Genomic DNA, 24,679 nt, shown 5'->3' with positions numbered 1-24,679 from the left:
TGTTTATACCAATTCCTCAATTTCGGTAGGATTTACCGTTTCTCGGTGCATATTGCCCCAGTCAGACATAGCCTTAAGCATGGGTTTCATGGTTTCGCCCAAGGCAGTTAAACGATACTCTACACGTGGTGGTACTTCTGGGTAAACCAGGCGTTCAATCACCCTGTCGTTTTCCAATTCGCGTAGCTGTGCCACCAGCATCCGCTCAGAAATGCCATCAATGCTCTTTCTCAGCTCACCAAAACGCCAGGTACCATAGGTTAGTCTGCATAAAATGGCTGGTTTCCAACGGCCACCTAATACATGCAGCGAATAGGCCATGCCACAGCTGTCGTTAATCTGCTTTTCGTTAATGGCGTTGGTTGAAGTCTCTTTTCTCATTACTTACTTTTTTGTTAGTACCTAACAATTTATCGTGTACAATCAAATATAGAAGAAAGCTGTTTAATTTTGAAGAAAAAATAGAAAAATCATGAAAAAATTAGCAAATAAAATTGCCCTAGTAACCGGAGGCAGCCGTGGCATTGGTGCCGCCATCGTTAAAAGATTAGCAGCCGAAGGCGCTATTGTAGCCTTTACTTATCACAGCTCTCCAGAGAAAGCAGAAGCCTTGGTGCAAGAAGTTAATGCCAATGGTGGCCAAGCCCAAGCCATTGCAGCCAATAGTGCCGATCCTGTTGCCGTAACAGCAGCGGTTGAACAAACCGTTGCGCAATTTGGTGCACTTGATATTTTGGTAAGCAACGCCGGAATTTATATCGGAAGTGCATTTGAAGAGCATACCCTACAAGATTATGAAGATATAATGGCGGTAAATGTAAGAGCGGTTTATGCGGCGGCATTGGCTGCGGTAAAACACTTGCCTACAGGTGGCCGTATCATTACTATTGGCAGCAATATGGCCGATAATGCAGGTGGTCCAGGTGGCACATTATACGTAATGAGCAAAGCTGCGGTTCAAGGCTTTACACGTGGCTTGGCTAGAGATTTAGGCAAGAAAGGCATTACTGTAAATGTGGTACAACCAGGTCCAATTGATACCGATATGAACCCGGCAAATAGCGAACTGGCCGATTTCTTAAGAACCCGCATGGCCTTGCCAGAATATGGCACTGGGGCCGATGTTGCTGGCTTGGTGGCTTTTTTGGCCAGCGAAGAAGGAAAATACATTACCGGCAGTGCCTTGACTATTGATGGTGGATTGAACGCTTAGTTGGTTCATTGGTTCATTAGTTCATTGGCTGACTGGTTTGACCGCAAAGCATACAAGAACCGTGCAAAGATCGGTGCTTGTATGCTTTGCGGTTTAATTGCAAGCCGAGAACTGCAAACTAGCGCTTACAACTCATTGATAAAAGATTGCTTCGCTCGCTCGCAATGACGATACGCCGATTTGACATGAACTATTAACCAAAACTGATAACTGAAAACTGTCAACTGAAAAGCAAAAATTACCTTTCTATTCCCTACCTTTACCCCGATGTAAGTTCTTCACTTTATTTTTCATCAACCGGTATCGGTCCTCGGTGTAATATCGAGGTTAATAGGGAATCGTGTGCAAATCACGAGCTGTCGCGCAACTGTAAATCCTGCCTGTAAAGGCAACGATCTTATCATAAAGCCACTGTTTCGAGCAATCAAAATGGGAAGGCGATAAGATGGGGGATAAGTCAGGAGACCTGCCGTTTATCGAATTGACGATGCTTTCGCGTAATAAAGCCATTGGTCTGGTATGATGCAATTTGAGCCTTTTCCTAATGGGATTGGCATGTCTGCATTGTTTCCCTTCCATTTTATTATTGCCAAAGTACGGATAAGGCGTAGGGCTTTTAATGATTTTATTCACTTAATCTTTAAAAGATGCAAACGCAAAATTTGGGCTATCCGCGTATAGGTAGCCAGCGCGAACTTAAAAAGGTCTGCGAAAACTATTGGGCAGGCAAAACCACCTTCAAAAGTGTGCTTCAGGTAGGTAAAAACCTGAGGCAAGCCAACTGGGAACTGCAAAAACAAGCAGGTATTGATGTAATCCCATCTAACGACTTTTCATTCTACGATCAGGTACTAGACCATTCATTCTGTTTTGGAGCGATTCCGAAACGCTACAACGAAGTAATCCTAAAGAGTGGCAATGTAGAACTCGACCTGTATTTTGCCATGGCCAGGGGCTATCAAAAAGACGGACTGGATGTGGTAGCCATGGAAATGACCAAATGGTTCGATACCAATTACCATTACATCGTACCCGAATTTTATAAAAACCAACAATTCAAGCTTTTCTCTACCAAGATTATCGACGAGTTTTATGAAGCCAAACAATTGGGTATCACCACTAAACCCGTATTGATCGGTCCGGTTTCTTATTTGTTGCTGGGCAAGGAAAAAGAGGCTGGTTTTGATAAGCTATCGCTACTGAACAATCTATTGCCAGTTTATTTCGAAATCTTACGTCGCCTAGAAGCTTTAAACGTGGAATATATACAGTTTGATGAGCCCTTTCTTTGCCTCGATCTTTCTGCAAAAGAACAGCAGGCCTTCAGCAATGCCTATAAGGAGATCAGGAAGGCATTTCCACGCCTAAAAATCGTGTTGGCTACCTATTTTGAAGACCTCAATACCAATTTCCCTTTGGTGGCCTCTTTGCCATTTAATGTGCTGCATGTTGATTTGGTGCGTGCGCCTGTACAATTGGACAAGGTATTGGAGGTTTTCCCTCCAAATGCCATCCTTTCTTTAGGTGTGGTTGATGGACGCAATATTTGGAAGAATGATTTCGATGCCTCTTTGCAACTCATTGAAAAAGCGGTAAGCATATTGGGCAAAGACAGGGTTTGGATAGCGCCATCTTGTTCATTGGTGCATTCTCCATGCGATTTGGACCTCGAAACCGATGAGAAAAACCTGTCGGCAGAAATTAAGCAGTGGCTGGCCTTTGCCAAACAAAAAATAGCAGAGGTAGTGGCTTTGAAAAAATTGGCCAATGGCGAAGAAACTCCTGCCTTGAACAAACAGCTGGCTGATAACCAATTGGCACAGCACAACCGTAGGCATGCCAAAATTATCCATAACCAAACGGTTCAAAAACGGGTAGCGGCAATTACGGCACAGGATTCTGAAAGAACCAGTGTTTTTGCCGATCGCAGGACGAAGCAAAGAAATTCCTTAAAACTGCCAAGTTATGCCACCACTACCATTGGTTCGTTTCCACAAACTCCCGAAGTGAGAAGCTGGCGCGCGAAACTCAAAAATGGATCGATCTCTTTAGAAGAATACAACATATTGATAGCCGAAGAAACCGCAAAAGCCGTAAAATGGCAAGAAGAAATTGACCTAGACGTGCTTGTTCATGGCGAGTTTGAGCGCAATGACATGGTAGAATATTTTGGCGAGCAATTGGCTGGTTTTGCCTTTTCTAAAAATGGTTGGGTACAGAGCTATGGCTCTCGTTGTGTAAAGCCACCTATAATTTATGGGGAAGTGTACAGGCCAAATGCCATGACAGTAAAATGGACCACTTATGCACAATCGTTAACCACCAGGTTTATGAAAGGTATGCTTACAGGGCCGGTTACCATTTTGCAGTGGTCTTTTGTGCGCAATGATCAGCCACGCGCTGTTACCTGTGCGCAAATAGCCTTAGCCATACGTGATGAGGTTATGGATTTAGAGCAGGCTGGCATCAAGATTATCCAGATAGACGAGCCAGCCATTAGGGAAGGCTTGCCATTGCAAACAGCAAAGCATCAGGAATACTTAGACTGGGCGGTAAATGCCTTTAAAATTGCGGCGAGTGGAGTGCAAGACGATACCCAGATCCATACACACATGTGCTATTCAGAATTTAACGATATCATCGCGCACATTGCCCATATGGATGCCGATGTGATCACTATTGAAACTTCGCGCTCGCAAATGGAGCTTTTGGATGCCTTTGCCGATTTTAAATATCCAAATGAAATTGGACCCGGAGTTTACGATATCCATTCGCCAAGGGTGCCCAAACGTGAAGAAATGATCAGCCTGCTCAACAAAGCTAAATCGGTAATTGCGCCTGAGCAACTTTGGGTAAATCCAGATTGTGGTCTTAAAACTAGGGGCTGGGACGAAACCAAAAGCGCCCTGATCGAAATGGTAGAAGCCGCCAAAGAAATGCGAAAAAATTAATAAATCATCACCTATACCCAAGTAACCATTAAGGTTGCTTGGGTTAATTTTTAAATTATGACCTTAGCAGAAAGAATAAACGCTTCTCAAACCAGCATTTTCAAAGCGGTTTTTCCAAACACCACCAATCACTACGATACCCTTTTTGGCGGAACGGCCATGCACATGATGGACGAAGTGGCTTTTATTACGGCTACCCGTTTCAGTAGGCAGATGATGGTAACCGTAAGCAGCGACCGCATCGATTTTAAAAAATCAATTCCTGCCGGAACCATTGTAGAGCTTATAGGCAAAGTGGTTCATGTAGGCAATACCAGCCTGAAAGTAAATGTAGAAATCTACATTGAACAGATGTATGCCGAGGGTAGGGAATTGGCCGTTCACGGCGACTTTACCTTTGTTTCGATCAATCAGGAGAAAAAGCCGGTACCTATCCTTAAATAATTACCGAACGGGATCGGCTGTTTTTCGAATATGGCTTTTCAGGTATTTTAAGTAGAGCTTTCTGGTATCCATTTGCTCATGCTTGCAGGCAGGTTGTACCGTAGTCATCAGCAATAAAAGGGTCACAAATAAGAGTTTCTTTTTATGCATGATTTTAAGGTTTAGGGCCATTATGACTACATGATTTGGTGAGTTTAAGGTTGATAAAGTGCGCAATGGCAATCAGCAAACCACCCAAAGGAATCAGGTAGCTTTCTATAGCGTGTATCAAATGGCCGAAGGCAATAAAAGCAAAGCCCAGCATCAGCATAACAAATGGCAATGCTTTTCGGTGCTTTTTATAGGCACTGGATAAGGCGATACAGGCAAGGCCTAAGGAAAGGATGATCATACTCAGTTCTATAGCCGGATTGGCCAGGAACTCTAAGCCTACGATAGGTAGTAATGTAAGTACAATGGGAAGCAATGCACAATGTATGGCGCAGGCTACCGAGGCTGACATGCCGACCTTGTCGAACAGTTGGGAATTTAAACGAGATTTCATGTTACAAATATAAATGCAATTTTGTTGCATTTATAAAATAATGTATATATATTTGAACCTCATCATTATTAATAGTTAAGTTAAGCAATGCAACAGGGAATAGGCTGTTGCATTTGCTTTTTAAAAAGGGCCTAATTGTTAATGAAAGCAGGTAAAATATAATTTTCTACTATCTTTTCTGGTTGCCATACCCTGCCGTTCCTAAAATTGCCAGAAGTAATGACCACCACCATATCTAATGCCGGAAGAATGAAGATATACTGGCCACCGGCACCACGCGCTTCAATGGATTCGATATTTCTGTTGCCGATTTTGTAGCTGTAGTGCCACCACAAAAAGCCATAACCATTTTTTTCAGGATGATTTTCCAACATCAGGTAATTTTTGAATGAAGCATTTATCCAATCTTTGCTAATGAGCTGTTTGCCCTTCCATTGGCCTTTATTCGCATATAACAATCCAAATTTGAGCATATCGCGAGAGCGCATGAAAACACCGCCACCAAAATAGGGGTTGGCCTTTTCATCCTGTTGAATAATGTAATTGTCTATCCCTAAAGGCTTAAACAGGTTTTGATCCATAAAACCCAGCGTTTGTGGTCCCAATTGATTGGCCAATGCAAAACCCAGCAAATAGGGGTTGGCCGAGCCATAATTGGCATGGATACCCGGATAATTGATCATCGGTGCTTCTAACACTGTTTTAGCCCAGTTGCTGGTAGGTTGATAATTGTCTTCGGCCGCTACAGATTTTCGGTCTATCCCAAAATCTACCGCATCAAGCCCCGAACTCATGGTGAGCAGGCTGCCCAAACTGATGGCCTGTTTACGCGGGGCCGTCATCAAGTTTTGGTAGGATGGAGGTAACAAATCGACTAATTTTTGAGCTGTATCAAGTAAAATATGCTGGTCAATGGCAATACCGATCAATGCCGAAGAAATACTTTTCGAAGCCGAACGCATGTCGTGGGGTGAAGCTGCATCATTGCCTCCAAAATAGGCTTCGTAAAGCAATTGGCTGTTTTTGGCAATCAATACGCTGTGTGTATTGGTGATTTTGTTGGCGTTAATGCTATCTACCATTTTTTGGAGGTAGCTTTCATTGATTTTAAATCCGCTTTGCTTTAAGCTGAGGGTCTTTAAGTCATCATTAAGCTGTTGAGGTTGCTGGCTGGAGTATGGTGTTGGTGGAGCACTAGATTTTAAATTCCATTCGTTTACAGAGGATTTGAGCATTAATTTGGCCAATAAGAGTTTGCCGATTTTAATTTCCAAAGGGAGTTGCTTGTCTTCCAGCTTTCCATTAAAAGTTAAACCAGTTCTAAAATCGCGGAAAGAGATAAGGTCGTCCTTCTTTTTGAAATCATAACAAAAAAAGCCTGGATAGCGCGCTTCCGAACTAAAGGCATAAGCTTCATATTGCTCGCCATTGGCATTTTCTATGCTTAAGTAAAATGGTGAATTGAATTTTTGGGTCAATAAAATATTCCAGGTAGCCTCAAATTCATGCTTTGCATTTTTGGCAAGCTGGAGGTGATAAAACCACTGGCCAGATTTGATAAATCCTGTGACACACTGTTTCTTTTGATCCCAAGATCCCTTGAAAATGAAGTCATCGCTTAGTTTTACCTCAAATTCTTTGTCGGGAGTAAACGAAAATTGTTGTCGGATGGAACCATTCAGGCTGGTTAGGATGAATATTGCTTCATGCGCATTAATCGGACTGATGGTAACCTTTGGACTAAAAGCCTGTTGGTTAGGCAAGGTACTTTCCCAATGTCCCTCATAGGCTTTCATGTCTTGCGCACGGCTTTGCCAGAAAGTTGATAGGGCCAAGAAAAAGGTAATTATTGATGTTTTGATTGTCATATCGCTATTTTATGGGGGCAATAGTAGGGAGTTAATTCGCCAAAAAATAGAATATTTTTAACGTTGCATCATTTTTTTATAGCTCAATGGATTGAGGCCTGTCTCTTTTTTAAACCGCCGGATAAAGTGGCTCTGGTCTGCAAATCCACAGCTATAGGCAATTTCTGTTAAAGAAGCATCTGTTAGCAACAAATGACTAGCCTTTTGGTGCTGCAACTGACGCAGATATTGACCAATGGAGGCCTTGAAATATTTAGGAAAATCTCTTGAAAGGTGCGCGGGATGCACATCGGCTATTAGGGCCAATTTGCTGAGATTCAAGTCTGAATGCGTGTACTCATGCAAGGCATCTTTTACCTTCTTTACCCATTTGGGATGGCTATTGTTGGTCAATTGCTGTTCTTTGCCAAGCAGTTCGAAAGCCCTTAGCAGCTGTGCTTCGATGGCAATGGGCGTAATGGAATCGTTGATTTTGCTTTCAAGGTAAAGCTGCTGGAAAATAGATTTGAGCATCGGATGATGCAGTTGCAGACTTCCTTCGATAGGGCTGTGGCTGAGCTCGAACCTTTCTGCAAAAAAGGGACTTAATTCAACATGCAATCCTTGTACAAATCCGGGTCCTTTAACATTGTAATGGGCGTCTTGCCAGTGATGGTAAAGCAGGGTGCCAGGCAGGCATTCATAACTTTCCTTTTTGTTGGCTTCGAGCATGCTTCCCTGCAATAGGAAAGTAAAATAAGGGTTCTGGTGGTAATGCCAATCTACTTTGTCTTTGGTGTATTGGGTATCTGTGATCACCAATCCAGGTAGGTTGATCACTTTATGGTGTGCGCCAAAAAAAGTTCCTGTTTGTAGCTCTAGCATATCAATTAGATAAATATAGGCTTTGTTGGTTACAAACAGGAACAAGTTTAAGCATTAAGATTAGGCTTGATTGAATTTGGCAGCAAACTGGCTTCCAAAATCCTTCAGGCTTCTTTTTCCTGTAATTTGGCCATTGGTTTTTTCGTAATCTGCCCTTAATAAGCCTGTGCGCAAGGCAACGCCCATTTCTACATAGTTTCTAGAGATTTCGGCAGGCAATCCCGCTTGAAGCATCCCATCAAGTGCCTGTTCATCGGTAAATTCTGTCCACTGTAAATCGGGTTTACCTATTGCTTCGCCTAAAATCTGCCCGGCTTGTGCAGCAGTGATGTCTTCGCCAACTATATAGCGATAGCTTTTTCCGGTAAATCCTTGTTCAATTTCTTGTGCAATGGTATCGGCAATATCTTCTGGCTGTACCAAAAGCATTTTTGTATCTGGGCCGTAATTGGCACCAATGGTATTCAAATGCTTAATCAAAGGGATGTCGTTGTAATAATTGGTGAAAAAATAAGCTGCCCTTACATGTCGCACATTTACATTGGCCAATTGATTAAAGGTGTTTTCCACGTCGTGCAAGCCCGCAATAGGACCGGTACCGCCAGTTTGATCGGCACCAATGCTGCTCAGGTTAACGACTTGTTTCACTCCCGATTTTTCTATTGCAATGGCATAATTTCGGCCAATGCCAGCAATGTAAGCTCTATAATCTGTAGCTGCGAAGTTGTTGGGAACCATGGTGTAGATAAGGTCTGCACCACTAAAGGCAACTGTAAGAAAATCGATGTCGTCAATTGAGCCGATCAGTGCTTCGGCACCCAATGCGGCGATAGCTGCTTTATTTTCGGCATTGCTGCTGATTACTTTTACTTCATGCCCTGCTTTTGTCAATTGTGCCACTAAGGGTTTGCTGATATTTCCGATTGATCCGGTTACTGTAATTTTCATGATGTTTATTTTTTTAATTGTGATACAAAGCTATATTTGTACTTACTTTTTTACAAGTACTTACCCCAAAGTATGTATCATGACCGAGGTTAAAGAGAGCTCTACGCGTAATTTTAATAAAGAACTGGCGCAAGATTATTGTCCGGTTAGCTATGTGATGAATAAAATTGGCGGCTATTGGAAGCCTATTATCCTTTATCAGCTCATGAGCGGACCAAAAAGATACAGCGAACTGAAACGCGCCATTCCCCCGATCACCGAAAAAATGCTCATCCAACACCTGAAGCAGTTACAGGCCGACAACTTGGTTAATCGTAAGGCGGAGCCTGTAGTACCCCCGTTTGTTGTTTATGACCTTACAGAGGCAGGAAATGAACTTACACCGGTATTGGTAGCCATGGCAGATTGGGCAAGGAAAGACCAAGGCAAAACGGTTTGAGTTGCCACTGAACAACCCACCTGTTAAAATGAATAAACTGAATGCTCGATTAAGGCCGTTTTAGGCGGTTGGCATTACTACAGGCCACTTTTTTTCGGTATTTTTAATTGGTTGATGCCATGTTTTAACATCTCAACCGAGAGAGCTATTTTCTTTTAAGACAACACGTATTACAAAATGACGGTGCACAGGTTATTGTTTGGCTTTAGGGTTTCTAAATCGTTGCTTTCGCTTATTGCAATTTTATTGGCGTTTGTAATTATTTTTATTTCCGTATGGTTATGGTTCGACTATAAAATCAAACAACTAGAAGAACCAAAAGAACAGTCTACCTTTAAAGAGAAACCCAATTTTTAGGTTTTCGATGCGCTAAAATCCTTTTCTTGTTAGCAGGCATTTTTCGTTGGGCAAACTTTCTTAGCACTTATTTGTTTATACAGATAATTATTTAATCAAAAGTTAAGGAATATGAGATTAAAAAACATGGTGCCGCTACTAATGCTTACGGGCTTATTGGCACAAGGTTGTGTGAGCAACAAAAAATATGCTGAACTTCAAACTAACAATACCAAGCTCCAACAGAGCAACCAGGAATTGAACCAGCGTTTGCAAGACAGTGAAAAAGATTTATCAGGGTCAAAAATTAGAATAAAAAGTCTGGAAGAGCAACTTACTGCCGAAAAATCGAATGCAGCGGCCTTGCAGGCAGCACTCAACAAATGTTTAACATCAAGCAGCCAGGGCAATGTAAACATCTCTAAACTGGTTGATGAGATCAACAGCTCGAATAAATACATCCAGCAATTGGTTAATGCAAAAAACAAAAGCGATTCGCTTAACATGGTCCTCACCAATAACCTAACCCGTTCATTGAGTAGGGAAGAGATGACTGATGTAGATGTACAGGTATTGAAAGGAGTGGTTTATATTTCGCTTTCAGATAATATGCTTTACAAATCGGGCAGTTATGAGATTTCTGACAAAGCGGGTGAAACCTTATCTAAAATTGCTAAAATCATTAAAGATTACCAAGGTTACGATGTGCTGATAGAGGGTAATACCGATAATGTACCGATTGCAAAACCAAATATCAGAAACAACTGGGATTTAAGTGCGTTAAGAGCTTCGTCTGTGGTACAATCGCTACAGAACAATTATGGGGTAGATCCTAAGCGTTTAACTGCTGGCGGCAGGGGCGAATATAATCCTTTGGCCGCAAATGATACCGAAGCGGGCAAAACCAGAAACAGGCGCACGCAGATTATCATTACACCAAAACTGGATCAATTTATGGAATTAATAGGCAAAGCACCAGAAACGCCTAACAAGCCATAATCGATTAATAGTTAGTTAATTAATAGTTAAAAACCTCAGCTACATTCGTAGCTGAGGCTTTCTTTTATCTATTCGATTAAGATTCTACTGGAGCTTCTTTTGGCGCTTTGCTTTTGGCAGGTTTTGCGCTTGCTGGCTTTTCGCCTGCAGTTTTTTTAGCTTTTGTGGCTATTATTGCTTCGCTAGCCTCTTCAACAGCTTCTGGCTTTAGGTTAAGCTCTTTGGCCAATTCCTTAGCCAGTTTATCGGCGCTTCTTTTTACTACTTTATCTAGCTTTTTAGAGCTTTTTCCGAATTTGCTGATTACTTCTTGTAAAGCTTTGGTTAAATCTGCCTGAATATCTTTTTTCGCGTTCTTTCTGGAAATTTTTAAGAGCGTTTTTACTTTTTGCTTTTTCATGAAATTAATTAGGAGTTTTTGCAAAATTAGGCTATGGAGGCCTTAAATTCATATTATGTTTATGTTAAGCGAGCTTTTTCGACTTAACATAGAGTTCGTTTGGCTTAAATTAATCCCTTTCTTTTGATGAGGTAAACGCCCAGCGCACTGGCGCCAAGGAGCAAGGCCCAGGTATGTTCGTCGAGGTCGCATTCCATGATAAATGTTCCTTCCGACCCTCCTTGTGTAAGCGTACCTAGACAAAGTCCCGCCAAAATACCGCCAGAACATACACTACAAGGAACTGCTGTTGAGCTTGGTGTCCAATAGCATTGTGAGCCAGCTAAGACAGCATTAGGCGAATCATAGTATAAGGATTGTCCACCTAATAAGGCAGCAAGAACAGCACCAATTAGCCCAGGATTTACTTTTGAAGTATAAAGCGTATTATTAGGTAAAAGACAACCAGTTTGGGCATTTGAATTCAAGCTCAAACAAATTAAAAAAAGTCCTAATATGTACCTTAAATGTCGCATCAGCATTAATCTTATGCTTACAAATAACCATAGATAAGACCGAATTGTGTACGTTCTTTTTGTTCAAGTTAGGGCTGTTTTTGAGGTGCTGAACAAGGCTGTTCATTGCTTTAAATCGCTGTTCAAACGATTGTATTTAAGGATTTATAATGCTGTTGGAAGTATTGGCCTGCAGGCTGAACAGACTAGAGCTGATTCCCTTTTCATCCAATAGGCAAAGCACGATGTAACGGTACTCGTTGGCCTTGTCTATGTCTTTGGTTTCGAGGTAGGTTCTGATCAAAATCTGGTAGGCAACCATTTGCAATGCGAAGCAATGGTTCTTTTTGTAGCGTTCCACACTTTCGTGCCCGTGCACAAGCGCCTGTTCATAATTGTTTCTGTTCAGGTTTTGCTGGGCCAATACCAATTGTTGCAGGTCTTTGGCGCATGGGCTTGCATCCGGCCTTAAGGGGTGCTCGTGGATATGGTTTAAAATCCGCTCCAACTGGTTGGCTTTTTTGGTTTTTCCGCTTTGCGAATAGGCGAGGGCCAATAAATGGAGCATGTAGATGGAATAATAATCAGAAATCGAACCCGCGTGCTTAAAGTTTTTGATCGAGTTGATCGTGTTCACCACCTGATCTAAGTCGCCGTGCAGCCATTGGATAATGATGAGGAATATGCTCGAAACAAATTGTTGCGCTCCAGACATTTTCTCGAGTAGGATTGGGCTGTTATGATCTAGGCCAAGTTTTATAAAATCAGGATCTTCGTTAATGTTATTGCCTTTAAGCAGTTGAATTAACAATGAAGCGAATGTTGCGGGATGTACCGGCCAATTTTTTAATGGATGATTTGCAGTATTAAACTCTTCGATATGGGCTTGCAGCTTGTTTATCTGGAGCGAGAGGCAATCAAAAATGAACAACATGGAGTAATAGGTTGCTTTTACCTCTTCATCTTGGCTGATTTCGCTAAAAATTTTAAGCAGGTTGCAATAGCTTGGATCGATAAAATCTACTTCCGTGAACTTTCTGAGTAGTTCTTTATGGATGCTGTGTTTTTTTAATCCGTTCAGGCTATCTGGCTCATTTTGTAACTGATAGTTAAATTGTTCAGCCATGAACAGCATGAGCTGATTGCTTTCCCAACGGCCCAGTTTGAGGTTGAGCAGGAGCATAATCGGATCGAAATCGGCATTTTTGATCGTAAAGAAAGTGGCCCATTTTAAGAGTGGCAATGCCAGTTTATTGGTGCTGTGCTCTGCAATAACCGAATCGAAGAAAACGCTGTTCATTTGATCCTGATGTTGCTCCAATGTTTCTTTGAACAGGAAATACTCGAAAATATGCGGATGAATAAAACGAACAAGCTCGATAGGGAAGCCGTGTTCATGGTGCTGTTCTTCGATGAGGATGCCATCGAGCAAAAGCTCCATATAGGCATCCCTAAACACCGTAAACTCGTCCATTAATAGGCTTTTATCGATCCGATTGCCCTTTTTTCCATAATTGCTCAACTGGATAAGCTGTTTACACAAGATTAGTTTCTCGACAGCATGCTTGGAATTGTATATTTTTTTAGAAAGATACTTGAGTGTCATCTCATAAAAAATGAGATTGGTCCGGTATTCATTCTCTGGATATTGCGGTTTGAGCTCGTAGTAATAAGAAATATGGAAAGGATACTTGAGCTGGTATTTGAGTTCTGGGTTAAGCCTTTTCGCAGGAAACGAGCTTATCTTGCCAAATAATATATCTACCTCGGCTTCTGTGAGCGTTGGTACATTCGATTGTTCAATAGCCCTGAAATAGCTGCCGGCAAACCATTTGCTTTTTAAGTAATGAGAATGGCGAATATTTTGGTAAAATCTTCTCCAGGCGTAAGAGCGCATGCTCAATACCAGTTTAATGGCCGGACTGCCTTCTAAATCGCAGAGCAATTTAACGATACTGTCGAATATTTTTGGCTTTAAGCCACTCCTTCTTAATATATCGTGGAAGCCGTCAAAAATTAAGACCAGCTTTTTGCCGTTTTTGGCGTGCTGTTCATTAAAATAAGTAATGATATCCTTCTCGGTAGAAAGGCCAAGCAGTTGTTGCAGGTCGTTTTCAAGATTTTGGGTATCGCTTTCTACATTGAACACGCGTTCAGCATGCAGGAACAAAACCACATCTTGTGCATATTTGGCGCCCGGTTTAAGAAACAGGTTTTGTACCAAATGACTGAGCAAAATGCTCTTTCCGTAGCCTGCCTGTGCAATAAATGCACTAAATATATAATTAGAGGAATAGAAATAGTTGAAGTCGTGTTCGGCAAACTTTCTGTTTATAGTAAGGTGGTAGGGGATTTCACTCTGTGTGATGATCCGCTTAATGGTACTTTCTGAAAGCGTTCTGGCTTTTGCAATCAGGTAATCCCAGTCTTTGTCGCCAGTATAAGGATTGCCGTTAATGGCCGCATCTGTAACGGCATTGGTATCGTCGTTTTCAACGTACTCTAAAAGGGTATTGATGGTAAACTTCGAAAATTGGTGATGAATGGCCGCAAAACCAAATAATCTTTTAATCGTGGTTTCGCTGATACTCTTGTTTACCTTTTTGCTGATTGCCAATGCAATAACCTGGCAGTCTGAAGGACAGACTACGCGAATTCCAACTTTTTTTAGAATTAAATGCCTGAGTTCATCTAAAATAAATTGAGTCATCTTTTTAGCGTGTTGCAATCGATTTCACGCGAAGATAAGACTTAACTTAAAAGAAAATCAATGTTCAGAATTATGTCTGTGTTCATAAATTGATCGTCATTTTTAGGTAAAAAGGCCTCTAAATAGGCAAGGAGAAAGAAATATGCTCATGTTCAAGCACTTTTAAGCCTGTAGTGAACAATATAAAATGAATAAAATGAACAATAGGGGTGCGTAGGCTGATTCTAATGAACAAGTCGAATGGCAAAGCGTAGCGGTTTGCTGCTTAAAATTGCGTCAGAATAACGCATAATAATCCCTATTTTATGAAATCGATATCTACTTTTAACCTTCGGTCTATTAGATGGATCGCTTTTCTGCTACTACAAATTACTTTATTAACGCTGCTTTTTTCTAAATCGTATGCGCAAACAAGAATTTATGCCACAACCGCTGCTGTAAAGTCTCCACAGGTTGAGGATGCAACAAATGCAACAAACGGAAATAATACTTTCGCCACCGTAAAATCTTATGGTGGAGCTGCGTTGGGGCTTGGCAAGTATAGCGGAGAATTGGAACTCCAATTTGCAAGCACAGTTCCGGCAAATACCACCACATATTTGCGGATAGATGGAGATCCGACATTGCTTAATGTATTGCTGGGCGGAAATCTTGGCGGGGCCCTCGCTGCGCTGGTCGGGAACATCGCGTTGGGCGACCATTATTTTGAGGTCGGGGCGAGAAATTCACTTGGTGAAACGAAAGTATCCGGTTTAAGTAGTTCTGGATTTACAAATGCCAATCTGCGTCTGATTAAGGATGCGAGTGGCTTTTTTTATATAGCGATCACGCCAAATGAAGCTTATGATAGGGTGTACCTCAAAGACAGGACAGATGCTTTGTTGTTAAGTGCGCCTTATAATACAAAGGTTTATTATGCTTTTTATACCTCGGGTACCGAAACCTGTGCCAATGCATTTGCTACCAGTTATGAGGGCAGCGGACTTACCGTTGACCTGTTGGGTTTAGGCAAGGCGGGAGTAACCAATCCTGAACGCGCCATCGATGCTGACCAGACTAATTTTTCCGAAATCAGTTTAGGTGCATTAGGAGTTGCAGGCTCGATTAGCCAAACCATCTACTTCGCTACTCCATCTAAGGTTGGCGATGAATTTAATATTCGCATGCGTGTTAATCCTGCCTTGCTAAGTGCGGGCTTATTGAATAATACGCAGGTTACAGCTTACAATGGTAATGTTCAGGTATATACCACTAACCTCAATAATTTATTAAGCCTAGATCTATTAGGGCTGTTAAATGCCGGACAAACAACCAGTATTCCATTTTCGCCAGGTTTGTCTTTTGATCGCGTAAAAATAACACTCAACTCCTTGCTCAATGCAGGTTTAACACAAACCGTAAGCCTATACAGTATCACCAGTACGGCACCAAGACCAACTTTTACCTCACCATTATCTAATGCGGTTAATGCCTGTTACAACAGTACAGCTGTATTAGGGGCAACTACGGGAGCCGACAACGAGCTTCGCTGGTATGATGTAGTTGATGGGGGTACAGCATTGGCTACTACTCCAAACAATGGAACCTACACTACTGTGGCTTTAACGGCCAATAAAACTTATTATGTAGCAGCCAGAAGAATTGGTTGTACTGCTGAATCGGGTAGGGTACCGATCACGGTTACCGTTAATCCGCAAATTACTTTTGCCACCACTACTTTGCCTAATGCAACTGTTGGTTCTGCTTATTCTAAACAGATTACTGCTGCTACAGGAGGCACGCCAACCTTTACTTATGCTTTGGCGGCCGGAAGTTCATTGCCTGCAGGCTTGATTTTATCGGCCAGCGGACAAATAGGAGGTACACCAACAGTGGCTGGCGATTTTCCTTTTAGCATAACCGCAACCGATAGCAAAGGCTGTACGGCTACGGTAGCCTATACGATAAAGGTAACGCCTACCTTAGTATTGCCAACAGCAAGTTTGCCAAACGGCACGGTAGGAACTTTATATCCGCCACAAACTATTCCGGTGGCAACCGGTGGCACTATACCTTATACTTATGTAGCGACCAATTTGCCTCCGGGATTAACGTTTGATCCTGCAACAAGAGTAATTACAGGTACACCAACCCAATCGGGTACTTTTGTGGTAACCATTAACGTTACTGATGCCGATGGCAATACAGCCGCCAATAATTACACTGTTGTTGTAAAAGATCCTTTGGTATTGGCCACTACACCGCTTTCTGATGGAACGGTAGGTACGCAATATCCGACACAAACTTTATTGCCTGCTACCGGCGGTACCACACCTTATACCTATTCGGCTACTGGTTTGCCTCCGGGATTGACATTTGATCCTGCAAGCAGACAAATTACAGGTACGCCAACTACGGCCGGTGATTATACTGTTGTTTTAAATGCCAGCGATGCGGATGGAAAAACAGCCACGGCTAACTATACGATTAAAGTAATTGCTCCTTTGGTATTGCCTTCCAAAGCGCTGGCAGATGGAAATGTTGGAGTTGCTTATCCAACAGAAACTATCCCAGCAGCTACAGGCGGTACAGGTCCATATACTTATGCTGCTACTAATTTGCCTCCGGGATTGACCTTCGATCCTGCAACAAGGCAGATTACAGGTACACCAACTCAATCTGGTAACTACAACGTTGGAGTAACCGTAACCGATGGCACTGGCAAAACAGCAAGCAATACTTATCCTGTTAAGGTAATAGGTGCGCTGTCATTGCCTACTGCAACTTTGGCTAACGGCACAGTTGGGATACCTTATCCAACCGAAACTTTGCCAGCGGTAACTGGAGGAACTGCTCCTTATACTTATGTAGCTACGAACTTGCCTCCAGGTTTAAGCTTTAACACCACAACCAGAGAAATTACAGGTACACCTACGTTAGGTGGAGCTTATACTTTATCGCTTACAGCAACAGATGCCAACGGCAATAAAGTAAATACAGATTATACGATTACTGTTGGGGTAACCGCTCCATTGGCTGCGAATGCTACAATCTGTAGCGGAAGTTTTGCTACCTTGAGCGTAACCAACCTGCAGGCAGGTGTTACCTATAATTGGTACGGCCCTACAGGAAATACACCACTGGTAACCAACAATGCCGGCGTATTTAATACACAAGCATTAACCAGCACGACTACGTTTTATGTTGAGGCGGTGTCTGGAACAGCGGTGAGTACACGTACTGCCGTAACGGTTACTATCAATCCGGCACCAGCTCTTCCGGTAATTACAACGAATAGCCAAGTGATCAACAGTGGTCAAACTACTGTATTGCAGGCCACTGCTACTAACGGCGATGTGATTAAATGGTACGGCGCTGCTGCAGGAGGTACTGCTTTGGGCACAGGTCCGAGCTTTACTACACCAGCTTTAACTACAACAACAACTTTTTATGCAGAAACAAGTAATGGAACCGGTTGCGTAAGTGCAAGCCGCGTACCTGTAGTGGTAACTGTACTGAATGGTCCGGTTAACCCTAATTGTAATGCAGCCACCAGCCAAAACAGTGGTATATTGGGTATTTGTTTATTGTGTGGCATTAATGGTCCAGGTAACTCTACCGATGCCGATTTAAACAACTTTACCAGAATTACATTGGCTGTAGGCGTAGGTGCTACAGGTTATCAAAGGTTAATTTTCCCTAATGTTGGCCTAGCTACCGATAGTATTCGTTTAGACTTGGCTACACCAACAGGTTTATTGGATCTATCGGTATTAGGTGGAATTACGGTTAACGTAATGAATGGTTCGAACGTAGTAACCAGCTACCAATTGAACTCTGCTTTGTTAGACTTAAGGTTGTTGAGTGCCAATCGCTTTAAAGCAACCTTGGTTGCTGGTCAGCCTTACGACAGGGTAGAAGTTAGGTTTGGAGCCACAGTGGCCGCTTTAAGCAGTCTTGATATTTATGGTGCAGAAATTATCTATCCTAAACCAACGGTTTCAACCGCAGGTTTAAGCATCTGTTCGGGCAGTACAACCACCTTAACAGCTACGCCAAATGGTGGCACTACCTTAACTTGGTACAATGCTGCAACAGGTGGAAGCGTAGTTGGCAATGGCAATAGCTTTACTACACCAAACTTAACTACTACTACCACTTATTATATTGAAATAAGCAAAGCAGGTTGTGCAAATGCAGAGCGTGTTCCGGTAACCGTTACCGTAGTACCGGTATTGGCAGCACCAACTGTGGCTGCCGTTTCGGCAAGCTGCGAAGGTTCAACCGTAGCGCTGGCTGTGAGCAATCCTGATCCAACCCTTACTTATAACTGGTATGAAACCGCTGCTGGTGGTACTCCAGTATTTACAGGAGCTAATTTCACTACCCCGGCATTAACTGCCACCAAAACCTATTATGTAGAAGCGGCCTTGTCAGGATGCGTAAGCGCAACCCGCGGTTCGGTAACCATTACCGTTAACCCACGTCCGGTAGCGCCACAAGTACAGGTTTCTTCTTCAACCATCAATCCTGGACAAACTGCTGTATTAACCGCAAGTTCTTCAGAAACCAATGTGGTGTTTAACTGGTACACATCTGCCAATTCTACAACTCCTATTTATACCGGCGAAACCTTTGTAACGCCACCGTTAACTGCTACTACTTCTTATTACGTAGAAGCAACCAGTACAGTAACGGGTTGTAGCTCTGCTACCCGTATTCAGGCTACAGTGACCGTAAATTCAGGTGGATCTCCTAATCCGGTACCTTGCGAGGCTGCCGTAACCCAAACCAATGGTGTTACAGGTATCGCTTTATTGGCAGGTGTATCTAACGCGAATTTAGCTGTAGACAACGATACACAAACTGGTTCTACCTTATTAATGCCGGTTGGCTTATTAGGTGCTTCGGTTTACCAAAGACTAGATTTTGGAAGTGTTTCTAATGTTGGCGATACCGTTCGTGTATTGATCAACTCGCCAGGCAAATTATTAGCGGCAAGCGTTTTGGGTTCGGTTCAAATCTCTACCTACAATGCAGGCGTAAGCAATAACGATGTATTGGCTGTTAACAATCCGCTAATTAGCCTCGAATTATTAAGTGGCAATACTCAGGCCTTGCTCACCTTTGTGCCTACAGCGCAGTTTGATGCGGTAGAGGTAAGGTTAAACTCGGGTCTTGTTGGTGCATTAACTTCGTTGAACGTAAATTATGCACAGCGCATTGTAGCCGCTCCAGAAGTAATGGCTTCGAACGTTACCGCATGTGTTGGTCAAACGGCCGTACTCACTGTAAAAAATCCGAAAGCTGGCCTAACCTATAAATGGTATGATGCTGCTGGTGTTTACCAAACAGGCAAAGATGGCATCAGCTTTACTACTCCAGCCTTAACCGCAGATACCAGGTATTTCGTAGCGGCTACTGTTGCATCAGGTTGCGTAAGCTACAGAACGGCTGTTAATGTAACTGCAACACCGGCTCCAGCTGTGCCAGAATTATTGGCCGCTGCCGTAAATACTTGTGCCGGAAACGATGTTTTATTACAAGTTAAAAATCCAATCGCTGGCCTAACCTATAAATGGTATGATGCTGGTGGAACCTATCAGGCAGGCAAAGATGGCGTAACCTTTACGGCTACTGCTGTTGTTGCAAATACTTCTTACTCGGTTGAAGCCGTAAATAGCTGTGGTTTGGCTTCGGCTACCAGGGCAACGGCTACCATTACTGTTGGTTCTGTAGATTTGCCAATCGTTACTCCTCCGGCAGTAACAGTGGCTCAAAACAGTCCAGCAATTTTAACTGCAAGTTCAAGTACCGCCGGTGCTACATTCAGATGGTATGACGCACCAACCAACGGTAACCTATTGGCCAATACTGCTACCTATGTAACAGGGCCTTTAGCCACTACTACAACTTTCTATGTAGAAGCTACTGTGCCTGGTCCATGTCCAGCTTCTGGCCGTGCATCGGTTGTAGTAACTGTTATCCCTAATGGCACAGAACCTACGCCTTGTGGTGCAGCTACTGTAGCATTAGCCGATGGTGTTACTGGTGTGGCGATATTGGCCGGTGTTGCAAATCCAGGTTTGGCAGTTGATAACAACATTCAAACAGGTTCTTCATTGCTGATGCCAGTTGGTCTGTTAGGTGCTTCGGTTTACCAACGCGTAGGTTTTACTGGTGGCTTGTCTAAAGTAGGCGATACCTTAAAAGTGGTATTGACCTCACCAGGCAAACTATTATCGTTAGCTGTATTGCCAAGCTTAACGGTAACTACTTACAATGGCGCTACCAGCAACGGCGACGAAATGGTGGTGAACAATCCATTGATCCACTTAGAACTATTGAGCGATAACAGTGCAGTTATTTTAACCTATGTTCCTACTGCCGCATTTGATGGAGTAGAAGTAAGGTTAAATTCAGGTTTGATCGGTGCTTTGACATCAGTTAACTTCAACTACGCACAAAGAATAAATGTAGCACCACAAGTTACAGTGGCTACAGCAAGTGCCTGTCAAGGTACTGTAGCTACATTGAGCGTTAAAAATCCTCAGGCCGGCGTAACTTACAGGTGGTATTTAGAAACTGCTTACCAAGCTGATGGCACAACTTTCAACACGCCTACAACATTGGTAGCAGGTACTTATAACTATTATGTAAAAGCTTTTGTAAATGGTTGCGAAAGCGCCCCTACAAAAGTGGTGGTTACCATATTGCCTCCACCAGCTCCACCAGTTCCGGTTTCAGGAAATCCAGCTACTACTTGTATCAATTCGCCAGTAACCTTGGCTGTACAAGCAGTAAGTGGCGTAACCTTTAACTGGTACGATGCAAATGGCAACGTATTGGTATTGAACAATGCCAACTACACCACCCCAGCTAATTTGGCAGCCGGTACTTACGATTTCTTTGTAGAGGCCGTAAACGGAAATGCTTGTGCCAATGGAAGCCGTACTAAAATTACACTTATCGTTAAGCCATCATCTACTGCTGCCGATATCCAAGTGGCTGGTGTAAATAACGTATGTACTAATGGTACAACTACTTTAACAGCTAGTTCTACTACAGTTACCGATCCAGTATTTACTTGGTACAGCGATGCAGCCTTAACCAATGTGGTTGCTAATCAAGCTGCATTTACGCCGACAGGTCTTACAGCTACTACTACTTTTTATGTAACGGTAAGCGGTACAAACAAATGTGCCAATTCGCCTGCCGATGCCAAAGCGGTAACGATAACGATTAATCCTTCTGCTACTGCTGCCGATATCAGCTTGGCAGGTATCAGTACCATTTGTGCCGGTTCTACTGTAAGCTTAACTGCAAGCTCTACTACGGTAACCAATCCGGTATTTACTTGGTACAGAGATGCAGCCTTAACAGATGTAGCTCATATTGGTGCTAATTTCTTAAGTCCGCCATTAAATGGCAATACCACTTATTATGTAACCGTAAAAGGCGATAATAAATGCGAAAACAAACCTGGAGATGCAGAAGTGATCACCATTACGGTTAATCCGTTGGCCACTGCTGCCGATATCCTGGTAAGCGGACCGACTAAAATCTGTGCAGGTGGCCAAACTACCTTAAATGCAAGTTCTACTACGGTTACCAATCCGGTGTTTACTTGGTACAGCGATGCTGCCTTAACCAATGTAGCTCATGTAGGTGCCGATTTTACAACAGGTCCTCTTAATACCACAACTACTTATTATGTGGCAATTAAAGGCGATAACAAATGTACCAACGGTGCAGCCGATGCAAAAGCAGTAACCATTACGGTTAATGAATATGCTACTGCAGCCGATGTAAACTTAAGCAATGCAACCATTTGCGCAGGCAGCTCGGTAAGCTTAATGGCTTCGAGCTTTACCGTAACCAACCCTGTGTTTACTTGGTACAGCGATGCTTCGTTAACCGCGGTGGTATTTGTAGGTCCAACCTATCTGATCCCATCATTAAGCACCACTACTACCTTCTACGTAACTGTAAAAGGCGATAACAAATGCGAAAACAAAGCAATTGATGCTAAAGTGGTTACTGTAACGGTAAATCCATTGTCGGCAATGACCGATATCATCTTAACAGGAAACACTACGGTTTGTAATGGAGCTCCAGCTGTATTGGCTGCAAGCAGTCCAACAGTAACCAATCCGGTATTCACTTGGTATGCTGATGCGGCATTGACCAACTTGGTACACGTTGGCCCAACATTTACAAGTCAGCCGTTAAGTGCGACCACTACTTTCTACGTAACTGTAAAAGGCGATAACAGGTGTGCCAATAGTCCGGCAGATGCCAAAGCCATTACCATTACCGTAAAACCAGTGGCCACTGCTGCAGACATTACTGCCAACGATGCTACCATTTGTGAAAACACCAAAGCCACCTTGGTAGCCAGCACCACAACGGTAACCAATCCGGTATTTACCTGGTACAATGATGCCGCCTTAACCTCGGTAGCATTTGTAGGTGCCTCGTTTACTACACCAACACCACTTACGGCAACCAGGACTTACTATGTAACCGTAAAAGGCGATAACAAGTGTGAAAACAGTACCTCGACAGCTAAAATTGTAACGGTAACCGTTAACAATGGAGCAACTGCCGCCGATATCAATATTGTGCCACCAAGTGCCAACATTTGCGGTACGGGCAGTGTAACCTTAACGGCCAGCAGCTTAACCGTAACCAGTCCGGTATTTACATGGTATAGCGATGCTTCGTTAACCAATGTGGCTCATATCGGAGCCTCATTCCCAACACCGGTACTTAATGCAACCACTACTTATTATGTAACCGTAAAAGGAAGCAACAGATGTGAAAACAGTCCGGCAAATGCCAAAACTGTAACCATCACCGTGAGGCCAAATGCTACGCCAAGCGATATTTCGGTAACGGGTACCACTACCATCTGCGAAAGCAATACCACTACGCTTACCGCAAGTACAACTACGGTAACCAATCCGGTATTTACCTGGTACAGCGATGCCGCCTTAACCAATGTGGTTTCTAACCAGGCTACATTTACCACTACAGCACTTACAGCCGATGCTACCTATTACGTAACCGTAAAAGGCGACAACAGGTGCGAGAACGTTACTGGAAGCAGCAAAGTGGTAGTGATTACCGTAAACCCTCGTCCTGTTAACCCAATTGTAGCCAATACTGGAACCAGCATCTGCGCTGGCGACGGAACTAGCCTAACTGTACAAAATGCACAGCCTGGTGTTACTTACGAATGGTATGATGCAGCTGTTGGTGGCAATCAGGTAGGTACAGGTTCTACATTGAATATCTCTATTCTAAATGCCACTAAAGATTACTATGTACAGGCCGTAAGCGCCAATGGTTGTGGTAATGCAAGTGGCAGGGTTAAGGTAACCGTAACGGTTACGATAAGGCCAACAACACCAGTAGTAGCTACCAATAATGTGAATGTTTGTATCGGCAATACTACGGTATTAAGCGTAAGCAATCCTCAAAGCGGCGTAACTTATACTTGGTACGATGCAGCTAATGGTGGCACCGTTGTAGGTACTGGAGCTACCTTTACTACACCTCCGGTTACCGCAAATGTAACATACCATGTAGAGGCAAGTACCGGTTCGTGTTTGTCTCCTTCAAGGGCGCCTGCATCGATCATTGCTATGCCAGTGCCAGCCGCACCAACAAGTGTAACTGCCAATAACAATCCGATTTGTGCAGGTAGCACTGCCATATTGAGCGTAAGCAATCCAGATGCAAACTTGATTTACAGATGGTACGCCAACAGTTCTAGCGGTACAATGCTGGCCGAAGGAAATACCTTTACCACCCCGGCTTTAACCATCACTACTACTTATTATGTAGAAAGCGTTTCTAAATCAGGAGGCTGTCCAAGCAACTCGCGTACCGCAATAACGGTAACTGTACTGCCAATTATCGCTACACCAGTAGTGAGGGTTGAAAGCACTACGGCGAACAGCATCACTTTTGCATGGAACGCAGTAGCAGGAGCAACAGCTTATGAAGTGTCGTTAAACAACGGCAATACATGGGTTGCACCAGCAGGCGGACCAACCGGAACAACTTATCAGGTAGTAGGTTTACAGCCTGGTCAGAGTGCAACCATCATTGTGAGAGCCAAAGGACAAATAGACTGTCAAACCAGTGCCAACTCTGCACCAGTAACCGGCAGTGCAAATAATCCTTTTGCCAATGAGCTTTATATCCCTAACACCTTTACGCCTAATGCCGATGGTAAGAACGATATCTTCTTCGCCTATGGTAACCTGGTAAGTAAATTCAATATGAAGATTTACAACCAGTGGGGGCAGTTCTTGTTCGAATCGACATCGATTAATACCGGATGGGACGGAAGATTTAGTGGAAACATACAGCCAAATGGAGTTTACGTGTACTTGATCCAGGTAACCTTCGCCGATGGTACCACCAAATCGTATAAAGGAACAGTAACATTGCTCAGATAGCATTAAAAACATAATTGT

The 24,679-nt window shown here is 43.1% G+C and carries 15 protein-coding genes and 1 riboswitch; of the genes, 6 read left to right on the top strand and 9 right to left on the bottom strand.

What is annotated here, in order from left to right:
• Positions 1-3 precede the first annotated feature (3 nt).
• Complete coding sequence (locus AC570H_RS09540; RefSeq protein WP_497354073.1) at positions 4-381, bottom strand: winged helix-turn-helix transcriptional regulator; 378 nt, start codon at positions 379-381, stop codon at positions 4-6.
• Positions 382-472: 91 nt separating this feature from the next.
• Between AC570H_RS09540 and AC570H_RS09535 the strand changes: the two genes are divergently transcribed.
• From AC570H_RS09535 to AC570H_RS09525, 3 genes are all read left to right on the top strand, one after another.
• A complete protein-coding gene (locus AC570H_RS09535) occupies positions 473-1,213 on the top strand; it encodes a 3-oxoacyl-ACP reductase family protein (protein WP_497354071.1) in 741 nt (246 codons plus the stop codon).
• A 287-nt stretch (positions 1,214-1,500) separates the two neighbouring features.
• Positions 1,501-1,701, top strand: a riboswitch (cobalamin riboswitch).
• 159 nt (positions 1,702-1,860) lie between these two features.
• The gene (metE, locus tag AC570H_RS09530; protein WP_497354069.1) at positions 1,861-4,164 is read left to right on the top strand and encodes a 5-methyltetrahydropteroyltriglutamate--homocysteine S-methyltransferase; all 2,304 of its coding nucleotides are present in this window, start codon (positions 1,861-1,863) and stop codon (positions 4,162-4,164) included.
• 57 nt (positions 4,165-4,221) lie between these two features.
• Positions 4,222-4,608, top strand: coding sequence for an acyl-CoA thioesterase (locus AC570H_RS09525; protein ID WP_497354067.1), 387 nt, complete (start codon positions 4,222-4,224; stop codon positions 4,606-4,608).
• On the opposite strand, the gene AC570H_RS09520 is transcribed toward AC570H_RS09525, so the two are convergent.
• The 5 genes from AC570H_RS09520 to AC570H_RS09500 all read right to left on the bottom strand — a co-directional run bounded on the left by AC570H_RS09520 (position 4,609) and on the right by AC570H_RS09500 (position 8,832).
• Positions 4,609-4,758: a hypothetical protein gene (locus tag AC570H_RS09520; protein ID WP_497354065.1), complete on the bottom strand. Its 150-nt coding sequence runs from the start codon at positions 4,756-4,758 to the stop codon at positions 4,609-4,611. It lies immediately after the preceding gene.
• A 4-nt stretch (positions 4,759-4,762) separates the two neighbouring features.
• The gene (locus AC570H_RS09515; protein WP_497354063.1) at positions 4,763-5,152 is read right to left on the bottom strand and encodes a MerC domain-containing protein; all 390 of its coding nucleotides are present in this window, start codon (positions 5,150-5,152) and stop codon (positions 4,763-4,765) included.
• A 131-nt stretch (positions 5,153-5,283) separates the two neighbouring features.
• The gene (locus AC570H_RS09510) at positions 5,284-7,020 is read right to left on the bottom strand and encodes a serine hydrolase domain-containing protein (protein WP_497354061.1); all 1,737 of its coding nucleotides are present in this window, start codon (positions 7,018-7,020) and stop codon (positions 5,284-5,286) included.
• Between the two features lie 57 nt (positions 7,021-7,077).
• Positions 7,078-7,884, bottom strand: coding sequence for a helix-turn-helix domain-containing protein (locus tag AC570H_RS09505; protein WP_497354059.1), 807 nt, complete (start codon positions 7,882-7,884; stop codon positions 7,078-7,080).
• 60 nt (positions 7,885-7,944) lie between these two features.
• Positions 7,945-8,832 (bottom strand): NmrA family NAD(P)-binding protein, encoded by an 888-nt coding sequence (locus tag AC570H_RS09500; RefSeq protein ID WP_497354057.1) that lies wholly within the window; start codon positions 8,830-8,832, stop codon positions 7,945-7,947.
• A gap of 79 nt (positions 8,833-8,911) precedes the next feature.
• On the opposite strand from AC570H_RS09500, the gene AC570H_RS09495 reads away from it, so the two are divergent.
• The gene (locus AC570H_RS09495) at positions 8,912-9,271 is read left to right on the top strand and encodes a winged helix-turn-helix transcriptional regulator (RefSeq protein ID WP_497354055.1); all 360 of its coding nucleotides are present in this window, start codon (positions 8,912-8,914) and stop codon (positions 9,269-9,271) included.
• A 468-nt stretch (positions 9,272-9,739) separates the two neighbouring features.
• Positions 9,740-10,606 carry an OmpA/MotB family protein gene (locus AC570H_RS09490; protein ID WP_497354053.1) on the top strand — a complete coding sequence of 289 codons (867 nt, stop codon included), beginning with the start codon at positions 9,740-9,742 and terminating at the stop codon, positions 10,604-10,606.
• 76 nt (positions 10,607-10,682) lie between these two features.
• Here the strand turns inward: AC570H_RS09490 and AC570H_RS09485 are convergent, their stop codons facing one another.
• From AC570H_RS09485 to AC570H_RS09475, 3 genes are all read right to left on the bottom strand, one after another.
• A complete protein-coding gene (locus AC570H_RS09485; RefSeq protein ID WP_497354051.1) occupies positions 10,683-11,006 on the bottom strand; it encodes a hypothetical protein in 324 nt (107 codons plus the stop codon).
• A 104-nt stretch (positions 11,007-11,110) separates the two neighbouring features.
• Positions 11,111-11,479 carry a hypothetical protein gene (locus tag AC570H_RS09480; RefSeq protein WP_497354049.1) on the bottom strand — a complete coding sequence of 123 codons (369 nt, stop codon included), beginning with the start codon at positions 11,477-11,479 and terminating at the stop codon, positions 11,111-11,113.
• 178 nt (positions 11,480-11,657) lie between these two features.
• A complete protein-coding gene (locus AC570H_RS09475; protein ID WP_497354047.1) occupies positions 11,658-14,210 on the bottom strand; it encodes a hypothetical protein in 2,553 nt (850 codons plus the stop codon).
• A 305-nt stretch (positions 14,211-14,515) separates the two neighbouring features.
• Between AC570H_RS09475 and AC570H_RS09470 the strand changes: the two genes are divergently transcribed.
• Positions 14,516-24,661: an Ig-like domain-containing protein gene (locus AC570H_RS09470; protein WP_497354045.1), complete on the top strand. Its 10,146-nt coding sequence runs from the start codon at positions 14,516-14,518 to the stop codon at positions 24,659-24,661.
• Positions 24,662-24,679: the final 18 nt, after the last annotated feature.

This window comes from Pedobacter sp. B4419 (assembly GCF_059693725.1).
The sequence above is the reverse complement of the archived record's forward strand: the minus strand, read 5'-3'. Positions and strand labels throughout refer to the sequence as shown.

Coding starts and splice junctions, on each gene's coding strand:
- AC570H_RS09540 (WP_497354073.1), bottom strand. CDS start 381: ATGAGAAAAGAGACTTCAACCAACGCCATTAACGAAAAGCAGATTAAC.
- AC570H_RS09535 (WP_497354071.1), top strand. CDS start 473: ATGAAAAAATTAGCAAATAAAATTGCCCTAGTAACCGGAGGCAGCCGT.
- metE (WP_497354069.1), top strand. CDS start 1,861: ATGCAAACGCAAAATTTGGGCTATCCGCGTATAGGTAGCCAGCGCGAA.
- AC570H_RS09525 (WP_497354067.1), top strand. CDS start 4,222: ATGACCTTAGCAGAAAGAATAAACGCTTCTCAAACCAGCATTTTCAAA.
- AC570H_RS09520 (WP_497354065.1), bottom strand. CDS start 4,758: ATGCATAAAAAGAAACTCTTATTTGTGACCCTTTTATTGCTGATGACT.
- AC570H_RS09515 (WP_497354063.1), bottom strand. CDS start 5,152: ATGAAATCTCGTTTAAATTCCCAACTGTTCGACAAGGTCGGCATGTCA.
- AC570H_RS09510 (WP_497354061.1), bottom strand. CDS start 7,020: ATGACAATCAAAACATCAATAATTACCTTTTTCTTGGCCCTATCAACT.
- AC570H_RS09505 (WP_497354059.1), bottom strand. CDS start 7,884: ATGCTAGAGCTACAAACAGGAACTTTTTTTGGCGCACACCATAAAGTG.
- AC570H_RS09500 (WP_497354057.1), bottom strand. CDS start 8,832: ATGAAAATTACAGTAACCGGATCAATCGGAAATATCAGCAAACCCTTA.
- AC570H_RS09495 (WP_497354055.1), top strand. CDS start 8,912: ATGACCGAGGTTAAAGAGAGCTCTACGCGTAATTTTAATAAAGAACTG.
- AC570H_RS09490 (WP_497354053.1), top strand. CDS start 9,740: ATGAGATTAAAAAACATGGTGCCGCTACTAATGCTTACGGGCTTATTG.
- AC570H_RS09485 (WP_497354051.1), bottom strand. CDS start 11,006: ATGAAAAAGCAAAAAGTAAAAACGCTCTTAAAAATTTCCAGAAAGAAC.
- AC570H_RS09475 (WP_497354047.1), bottom strand. CDS start 14,210: ATGACTCAATTTATTTTAGATGAACTCAGGCATTTAATTCTAAAAAAA.
- AC570H_RS09470 (WP_497354045.1), top strand. CDS start 14,516: ATGAAATCGATATCTACTTTTAACCTTCGGTCTATTAGATGGATCGCT.